This is a genomic window from Ferroacidibacillus organovorans (assembly GCF_001642725.1).
GTDB classification, from domain to species: domain Bacteria; phylum Bacillota; class Bacilli; order Alicyclobacillales; family SLC66; genus Ferroacidibacillus; species Ferroacidibacillus organovorans.
In genome coordinates, this window is record NZ_LSUQ01000082.1 from 1 (window position 1) to 8,768 (window position 8,768).

The 8,768-nt window shown below is 57.8% G+C and carries 8 protein-coding genes; 1 reads left to right on the top strand and 7 read right to left on the bottom strand.

What is annotated here, in order from left to right; translation table 11 throughout:
* From AYW79_RS14400 to AYW79_RS14420, 5 genes are all read right to left on the bottom strand, one after another.
* Positions 1-2,196 (bottom strand): xanthine dehydrogenase family protein molybdopterin-binding subunit (locus tag AYW79_RS14400; RefSeq protein WP_067567329.1); only part of this gene is annotated, 2,196 nt, incomplete at its 3' end.
* Positions 2,196-2,720 (bottom strand): (2Fe-2S)-binding protein, encoded by a 525-nt coding sequence (locus AYW79_RS14405; RefSeq protein WP_067567332.1) that lies wholly within the window; start codon positions 2,718-2,720, stop codon positions 2,196-2,198. The genes AYW79_RS14405 and AYW79_RS14400, both read right to left, overlap by 1 nt.
* Before the next feature lie 263 nt (positions 2,721-2,983).
* On the bottom strand, positions 2,984-3,925 hold the full coding sequence (locus AYW79_RS14410; RefSeq protein ID WP_067567335.1) for an alpha/beta hydrolase: 942 nt from the start codon (positions 3,923-3,925) through the stop codon (positions 2,984-2,986).
* A gap of 15 nt (positions 3,926-3,940) precedes the next feature.
* The gene (locus tag AYW79_RS14415; protein WP_067567338.1) at positions 3,941-5,101 is read right to left on the bottom strand and encodes an aminotransferase class I/II-fold pyridoxal phosphate-dependent enzyme; all 1,161 of its coding nucleotides are present in this window, start codon (positions 5,099-5,101) and stop codon (positions 3,941-3,943) included.
* Positions 5,098-5,592, bottom strand: coding sequence for an Lrp/AsnC family transcriptional regulator (locus tag AYW79_RS14420; protein WP_067567341.1), 495 nt, complete (start codon positions 5,590-5,592; stop codon positions 5,098-5,100). Before AYW79_RS14420 ends, AYW79_RS14415 begins: the two co-directional genes overlap by 4 nt.
* Positions 5,593-5,800: 208 nt before the next feature.
* Here AYW79_RS14420 and AYW79_RS14425 point away from each other — a divergent pair, with 208 nt between their 5' ends.
* Positions 5,801-6,091, top strand: coding sequence for a hypothetical protein (locus tag AYW79_RS14425; protein WP_067567344.1), 291 nt, complete (start codon positions 5,801-5,803; stop codon positions 6,089-6,091).
* 42 nt (positions 6,092-6,133) lie between these two features.
* Here AYW79_RS14425 and AYW79_RS14430 read toward each other — a convergent pair whose 3' ends face one another.
* Positions 6,134-7,555, bottom strand: a complete 1,422-nt coding sequence (locus AYW79_RS14430) for an alkaline phosphatase family protein (RefSeq protein ID WP_067567347.1) — start codon at positions 7,553-7,555, stop codon at positions 6,134-6,136.
* Between the two features lie 69 nt (positions 7,556-7,624).
* Positions 7,625-8,768 (bottom strand): AMP-binding protein (locus tag AYW79_RS14435; RefSeq protein ID WP_156493915.1); only part of this gene is annotated, 1,144 nt, incomplete at its 5' end.

The following is an 8,768-nucleotide window of genomic DNA, read 5'->3' on the forward strand; positions in this document are numbered from 1 at the left end:
TTTGACGCCGAGTGGATTCTGCGGCGCGGGCGTCTCTGTGAACGCCGTCTCCATCTCCGGAAAAAAGCGCGCCTTTGGCATCGCGTAGTCCATAAAGGTACCGGTGAGTAACTGCCCCTCCTCGTCATAAACCGCACCTTCGTAGAGCGCCTGACCGATCCCTTGAACGATCCCGCCGTGAACCTGCCCTTCTGCGATCAGCGGATTGATCACACGTCCGCAATCGTCAACGGCAATATAGCGCAGGAGGGAAACCTCGCCTGTGTCAGGATCGATCTCAACGACACAGAGGTGTGTGCCAAATGGATATACGAAGTTGACCGGATCGTAAAAGGCATGCCCTTCAAGCCCTGGCTCGACCCCTTTGGGCAGATTCCAGGCGAGATACGCCTGGAGCGTCACCTCTTGAAAGGTCACGCTGCGCGCGGTACTTCCTTTGATTGAAAACTTCCCGTCTGAGAAGGCCACGTCCTCTTCCGAGGCCTCCAGCATGTGCGCGGCGATCTTACTCGCCTTCTCAATCACGCGATCGGTCGCCACCGCAAGCGCGTTGCCGCCAACCGGCGTTGTGCGCGAACCATACGTACCCCAGCCCATGGCAATCCGCGCGGTGTCTCCGTGGACAATCTCAATGTCTTCGACGGGCACGCCCAGTCGATCCGATACAATTTGCGCAAATGTCGTTTCTTCACCCTGACCGTGCGGGGATGCGCCTGTAAACGCCGTGATCTTTCCGGTCGGGTGCACGCGCACCGTCGAGCTCTCCCAGAGGCCGCCTTGAAACCCTACGGCGCCCGCGACCTGAGACGGTCCCAATCCGCAAATTTCAACATAGGTGGTGCAACCGATGCCAATGAGTCGCCCTTCTTTTCGCCACTGCTCCTGCTGTTGCCGCAGCTCTTGGTAAGATAGCATCTCTAAGGCGCGCTCGAGCGCCAAATGATACTGGCCACTGTCATACTCAAGACCAAGCGGTGTGGTGTACGGAAACTGATCGGCGCGAATCAGATTTTGGCGGCGCACTTCCACCGGGTCCTTTCCAAGTTCGTTTGCAAAAAGATCCACCATACGCTCAAGCACATACGTGGCCTCTGGGCGGCCCGCGCCGCGATACGCGTCCGTCGGCGTCGTGTTGGTAAACACGCCATACACATCCACCTCTGCGTGCGTAAACTGATACGCGCCAGGCACGATCAAACCAAACAGGATCGTCGGCACGCCAGGCCCTGCTGTCGAGAGGTACGCGCCCATGTTGGCGATGTTTTTCACGCGAATCGCAGTCATCGTGCCATCGCGCTTTCCTGCGAGCTCCACGTCAAGGATCATGTCGCGCCCATGCGTTGTCGCGAGAAAATGCTCGCGTCGATCTTCCATCCACTTGACGGGGCGGCCAAGCTCCATCGCCGCGAATCCAACGAGCGCCTCGTCGGGGTAACAGGCAATTTTGGCGCCAAATCCGCCGCCCACATCGACGGACACGATGCGCAACTTATGTTCAGGAATGCCGAGAATGAGCGAGAGCAAGAAGCGATGAATGTGCGGATTCTGCGACGTGAGATGGAGCGTCAGCTCTCCAGTACCCGCATTGTACGAGGCAGTCGTTGCGCGCGTCTCCATCGGGTTTGGAATCAGCCGCTGCTGGCGGAACTCGTGGCGCACAACCACTTCCGCCTCTTCAAACAAAACGTCGGGCGCATCGCCCGCCTTCCAGTGAAAGGCGATATTGTTCGGCGCATCCTCATGCACAAGCGGAGCGCCTTCCTGCATCGCCGCGCGCTGATCCACGACGACGCCGAGTGGTTCATACTCCACCTTGATCAAATCAAGCGCGTCACGCGCCGCGTAGCGGCTCTCTGCGACAACGAGCGCGACGCCATCTCCGACATAGCGCACAACGTCGTGCGCGAGCGCCGGATGAACCGTGGTCTTTATGTCGGAGTTTGGCGGCAGCCACGCCGTTGGTATGGCTCCCACTTTCCCGAGAATATCTTTTCCGGTGTACACCGCGACAACGCCTGACGCGTTCCTTGCACGCTCTACGTCAATCGAGCGAATGTTCGCATGCGCGTAGGGACTGCGCAGAATCATTGCGTAGAGCATGCCAGGCAGTGCGACATCATCCGAATATGTTCCTTTTCCCGTGATCAGGCGCGGATCTTCCCGCCGTTTGACCTTTGTGCCAAAGACTGTCGCCATCAGCCGCGCCCTCCTTCCGCCTCGGCCGCCACTTCTGGCGCGGCAACCTGTTGGTTCATTTGCTGGGCCGCGTATTGCACGGCGCGAACGATGTTTTGGTAGCCCGTACAGCGACAGAGAACGCCTTCGAGACCGTCGCGAATTTCCTCTTCCGTGGGATTTGGGTTGTGTGCGAGCAGATCGGTCGCCGCCATCATGACGCCTGGCGTACAAAACCCGCACTGCAGACCGTGTTTCTCCCAAAATCCTTGCTGAATCGGGTGGAGATTCTCGATCGTTCCGAGGCCTTCAACGGTCGTCACCTGCTCACCGTCTGCCTGAACGGCGAGAACCGTACATGATTTGACAGCGCTTCCATTTAGGAGAACCGTGCATGCGCCGCATTGGCTCGTATCACAGCCAATGTGCGTGCCAGTCATTTGCAATGTATCGCGAAGAAGGTGCACCAAGAGTGTGCGCGGTTCAACGTCAACCGTATGCGGTTTTCCGTTGATCGTCAGTGAAAGAGATATCGTCTCGCTCATCCTTTCCCTCCCGTGTCGCCCAGTTTAGGCAAGTCTGAATATTTCACCCATATCGTATCATGAACAAACTCTCGCGACAACGAGTCTATCGCTTTTTGAATATCAAATTCGAAATACGGGCGTATCACAAAGGTACTGCTGAGATCTTCGCTTTAAGAGAATGCGAAGATCTCCCATAAAGGTTCGCAGTAGAACTCCGCGTACCACTGCGTAACAGCTTCGAGTGATCGCGTGTCGCCCTCAGCGAGTCCCCCACTGTAGCGTTATTGCGCCGCGTGCAGTGCCTGGCGCAACGAATCCGCCGCCGCGTGCAGCGCTTCTTCCCGCTCAGGCAGTCCCCAGTCCGTGCTGAAATAGCCGTGAATCAGCCCCGATGCGCACTGAAATGAAACTGCGACACCCGCCGCGCGCAGATGTTCTGCGTACGCCTCTCCCTCCGAACGCAACGGATCGCACTCTGCCACGAGTACGAACGCAGGCGCGAGCCCCTCTGCCGACGCCTCGCGCGGACAAAGGTCGGGCAGCTTTCGCGCTGTGCCTTTTGGCGCGTACTGATCCCAAAACCAGATCAGCGCATCTCTGGTCAGATTGACATTGTCCGCGTATTCGCAATACGACGGCGAGTCAAATCGCTCCGGCTCAATCATCGGGTAGATCAGCATCTGATATCCAATCGAAAACTCCCCGCGATCGCGCGCGCGAATGGCCGTCGCCGCCGCCAGATTGCCACCCGCGCTATCCCCGCCGACCGCGATGCGCGCGGGATCGAATCCGAGCCTATGCCCGTTTTGCGCAACCCAGCGGGTCGCGTCGTACGCGTCATCAATCGCCGCCGGATACGGATGCTCCGGCGCAAGCCGATAATCCACTGACACCACTGCGATCTGCGCGTAATTGGCGAGCGCGCGACACGTGTCATCGACAGTCTCCACGCTGCCCACCACAAACCCGCCTCCGTGAAAATAGACGAGAACCGGAAGCCGTTCATCACGATTTGGGCGGTACATGCGCAGGGTGAGCGGCCCGCCCTTTCCCGCGATGTAAATCTCGCGCACCTCATAAACCGGGCGAAGATCCTTCTGCATCTGGCGCGCCACCTCTTCGCGCTGCGCGCGCGCCTCTAAGACATCTTGCTCATAGATCGGTTTTGCGCCGCTCGCCTTCATGGTCTCAAGCAACGCTTTCACAGCAGGTTTCAACGCCACGTGTCACACAACCCTTCACGAATTTAAAAATCGATCCATGCGCTCAAACGCCCGCTCAAGTTGAGCGAGTGACGTCGCGTAGGAACAGCGGACGAATCCTTCGCCAGACGGCCCAAACACGGCGCCTGGGACGACCGCGACACGCTCCACCTTTAAAAGCTGCTCCGCGAACGCCTCGGAAGAAAGCCCTGACGCGCGGATGTCGGGAAACGCGTAAAACGCGCCTTGCGGTTCATGGCAAGCGAGCCCGATCTCGCGCAGGCGCTTGACGACAAAGCGTCGCCGCTGATCGTACTGCTCCACCATCGCTTGCCGCTCGCGCTCGCCGTTTCGCAGTGCCTCAAGCGCCGCCATTTGCCCCATGATCGGCGCGCACAGCATCGTGTACTGATGAATCTTGACCATCGCCGCAAGCACGTCGCGCGGCGCCGTCGCGTAGCCGATGCGCCAGCCCGTCATCGCGTACGCCTTTGACATGCCACTGATCACAATCGTGCGCTCTTTCATGCCAGGCAGGCTTGCGATGCTTACGTGGCGCACCCCATAGGTGAGTTCCGCGTAGATCTCATCGCTGATGACCAACAGGTCGTGCGCAATCGCGACGCTTGCAATCTGCGCGAGTGCCGCGCGATCAAGAATCGCCCCCGTCGGATTGTTTGGAGCACACAGAATCAGCACCTTGCTGCGCTTTGTCAGCGCGGCGCGCAGGGCGTCTTCCGTCAAGCGAAACTGATCCATCGCGTGTGTCGCAATCTTTTTCACCGTCGCCCCGGCGAGAATCGCACAAGGTTCATACGAAACATACGCCGGCTCCGGGATCAAAACCTCATCCCCCGGCTGGATCACGGCGCGCAGCGCGAGATCGATCGCCTCACTCCCGCCAACCGTCACCAGCACCTCATCTTTTGGGTCATACGATAAGTCAAACGTTTCAAGGTATTGCGCAATCGCTTCGCGCAGCGCGGGCAATCCCGCATTCGCCGTGTAGGTTGTGTACCCGCGCTCGAGCGCGTAAAAGCACGCCTCGCGCACATGCCACGGCGTGACAAAATCAGGCTCGCCGACGCCAAGCGAGATGACGTCATCCATTTGGCTTGCCAAATCAAAAAAGCGGCGAATCCCGGATGGCGCAAGTTGTTCGACGAGAGGCGAGAGCTTTCCTTCAAACGCGCTCACGGTGCGACAACCAAGCGCTTCTCGTCTTCGCGATCATCAAAGATGACCCCATCCGCTTTATAGGTCTTCAGGAGAAAGTGCGTCGCCGTGCCTGTCACGTGCTCGATTGTCGCAAGGCGTTCCGAGACAAATGTCGCAACATCGCGCAGATGACTGCCCTCTACGACCACTTGCAGATCGTAGGCGCCCGACATCAGCGCGACTGACTTTACCTCGCTAAAGCGATAGATGCGGCGCGCAATCGCGTCAAACCCCACCTCGCGCTGCGGGGTCACCCGCACATCGATCACCGCCGTCACGCCATTGCCTTCCACCTTGTCCCAATTGACAATCGCCGAGTAGCCAAGGATCACGCGCGACTGCTCCGCTTCCGCAATCGCGGCGCGCACCTCAGCGGGTTCTTCATCAAGCAGAGTTGCCAACATTTCATCGGTATATTTCGCATTTTCATGAAGCAGGTGCAGCAGTTTTATCCGTTTCTCTGAATCCATCTCCACGCATCCATTTCTTTGTAAGATGTGCCACTCCAAACGTACCGAGAAAGCTGCGCTCCCGTCAAGTCAAACGGAGCGAACGACGCAAATCCATGTCGCAAAAGGGTTTGACCGCTCGTTTTGCAGAGCGGCTCAAGAAATTTTTTGGTGTAACGTTGCGCCATTGTGCAAAAGCTAGGTGCGTTCACAAAAAGGGGGAATGATCATGCCGGATCATCGGAGCAGCCTGCAAGCGCAAAGTCCCTTGGCGGATGCGCAAAACTCGGTCGAAAAGGCGGGGCGCGCCGCCAATCAGGCAAGCGCGAATCCGAGTCGCGAAACGTTCATGCAAGCTGAAAACGCGCTGTCTCACGCGACGCGCGCTGTCTCTCAGGCGGATGACGAGCATGGGCAGGCGCTACAGCAGGTGAATCAACAGCTGGCTGACGTGAATGCGAAACTCGAACACGCGAAACACGAAGACCCGTTTGATGAGCAGAACCATCTGCCTGTCTAACGCGCACAATACGACGCGCCGTTCGCACGCATCACGCGAGTGTCAACGGCGCGTCTCAAACCATGTAAAGACCTCCCGCGCGTGGTCACCGAGGCTTGTAAGCGACGCGTGAAACAGTTCGTGCAGATCACGCTGCCCGCGATGCTCAACCCGCGCTGTCGCCGGTGTGCCGTAATACGGATGAGGCATCACCCGCGGCGCGTCGGTGCGCGGTGTGGAGCGCGTGAGCACCTGCGCGAGATCAACCGCTTGCCGGTCGCGCTCTGTGAGGTAGGATAGGCCAAATCGCTCTGTCGCCGTATGCAGAATCGCCGTATGGTCGGCGGGCACTTCTTTTCCTGATGCGTCACGCGGTCGAAAGACGGTCCCTTGTTCAATGTAGGGAGAAATCAACACAGTACATACGCGGACACCCAAGCGGTCAAAGCGAAAATTGCACTGGCCAAGCGGTTTGTTCAAATCAGGCGGAACAGCGACAGGCGGTGGCACGTGATCATAGCATCCCCCGTGCTCGTCATACGTTACGATCAGCAGTGTTCGCTCAAAGCACGGACTCACGCGAAGCGCCTCATACACCTGAAACAAAAGCCACTCTCCGGGAAGCATGGACGACGGTGGGTGTTGGTCGTTTGCGTCCGGCCCGAGAAACTGCGGCTCAAGATACGCGTAACTCGGAAGTGTGCCACGCGCGCAATCCTCATAGAACTGATCGAGCGGTGAAAAATGGGTCCACGCATAAGGGAACAGTGCAGGCAAGTGAATCATAAGCGTCAGTGGAAGGATGTCTTTGACGCTGTAGTAGACGCGCCACGAAAGGTCTTCTCGCTTGGCGTCGGAGATTCGGTTAAAGAGCGTGGGTGCCGCGTTTTTCACCCACTCGGTATATGGCTCGTTGTTCACGAGCCCACGCGATGTCCCAGCGTGAAGAAACGCGCGGTTCGCCCATGTTTGGCTTGGCACGGAGGAAAAATAGCGATCACACACAGCGTAAGAGCGCGCGAGGCTGGATAATACGGGAAGCGATTCTGGCGTATAACACTGCATGATCTGCCGCAGTCCTTCTGTTGGAAGAGAACCGCCCGCGAGCGGCTGCCCCACTCCTTCTTGCAACACGCGCGCAAAATCCTTGACAAATCCATTCATTTTTATGTCGCGCTGTCCGTGAAACACAGGATACGTTCCATAGATCTGCCGGGCAACGTGCGCGAACGTCTCACCTGGATCAACCTGTGGAATGTCGAGCGATGTGGCAGGCCTGACGTATATCGCGTGTGCAGCGCTCGACCCAACCCCTGGAAGCGGATTGCTCAGCGTCTTGTCAGCCACCCCGTCAAACGGTTGTCCGCGCGCCGGGCGATCACTCTCCTTCGCGGAGTGAGGATCATACAGATACCCCGCCACTTGATCAAACGAACGATTTTCGAGCATAAGCACTACGATGTGGTCGAATCGATGCGTTTTCATGCTGCATCCTATGACGGAGGGACACGATTGGTTTCTGCACGCCGCGCACTCCCGCGCCGCACAGATCTTTTAGCGTTGGCGCAATCGATACTTTTGCAGCTTGCCGGTCGACGTCCGCGGGAGCGCATCGACAAACGCGTACTCTTTTGGCGTTTTAAAGTGCGCCAACCGTTCGCGACACCACACGTTTAGTTCATCAGACGAAACCGTAACCCCCGACTTCAACACGACAAACGCTTTCGGTACTTCTCCCCACTTCTCGTGAGGCACTGCGACGACACCCGCCTCAAGAATTGCCGGATGTTGATAGAGCACACCCTCCACCTCAACGGAAGATACGTTCTCACCACCCGAGATGATCACATCCTTTGCCCGATCGACAATTTGAATGTAGCCATTCGGATGCACCACCGCGAGATCACCTGTGTAAAAGTAGCCGCCGCGAATCACCTTCGCCGTTTCTTCCGGCTGTTTGTAGTAGCCCTCCATGACGGTGTTTCCGCGCGCGGCAATCTCGCCAATCTCGATGCCATCCCACGCCACATCGACGCCGTCACTGCGAAACACGCGCGTCTCACCGCTAAACACCATCTCCACACCCTGGCGCGCCTTGACATTCGCCGTCTCTTCCTCTGAAAGCTTGGCAAACGCGTCGACCCATTCACAGTACGTGATCAGGGGTGTCGTCTCCGTCAAGCCATACACGTGCGTGATGTCCATTTTCAGCAGCCGCTCTGCCTGCTCGATCACTGCAGCGGGTGGAGGCGATCCAGCCGTCGCGAAACGAATTGTCTTTGTCAGCTTGCGCTCTGGCAGTGACGCCGCGTTTAGCAGCATATTGATCACCGTTGGCGCGCCAAACGCGACGGTGATTCCCAGGTTTTCAAAAAGTGAGAGGATGACGTCTGGATCGACGCGGCGCAGACAGACGTGCGTTGCCCCTACGGCTGTGAACACCCAAACACTGCCCCAGCCATTGACGTGAAACATGGGCAGCGTATGGAGGTACACATCGTCGTGATGGACACGCATGTGAAAAAGCACATCCGCCGCGTTGATGTAATTGTTGCGATGTGTAAGCACGACACCTTTCGGGCGCGATGTTGTCCCGCTTGTATAATTGATCGTAAGCGGCAGATCCTCATCCAGTTCACACGCAAACGGAGTCGCATCTGCGTTTGCGAGGAGCAACTCATAAGGTACCCATCCCTGG

Excerpts from the sequence above, each read along its gene's own strand:
- AYW79_RS14425 (WP_067567344.1), top strand. The coding sequence starts at position 5,801 with ATGCCGGATCATCGGAGCAGCCTGCAAGCGCAAAGTCCCTTGGCGGAT.
- AYW79_RS14430 (WP_067567347.1), bottom strand. The coding sequence starts at position 7,555 with ATGAAAACGCATCGATTCGACCACATCGTAGTGCTTATGCTCGAAAAT.
- AYW79_RS14405 (WP_067567332.1), bottom strand. The coding sequence starts at position 2,720 with ATGAGCGAGACGATATCTCTTTCACTGACGATCAACGGAAAACCGCAT.
- AYW79_RS14420 (WP_067567341.1), bottom strand. The coding sequence starts at position 5,592 with ATGGATTCAGAGAAACGGATAAAACTGCTGCACCTGCTTCATGAAAAT.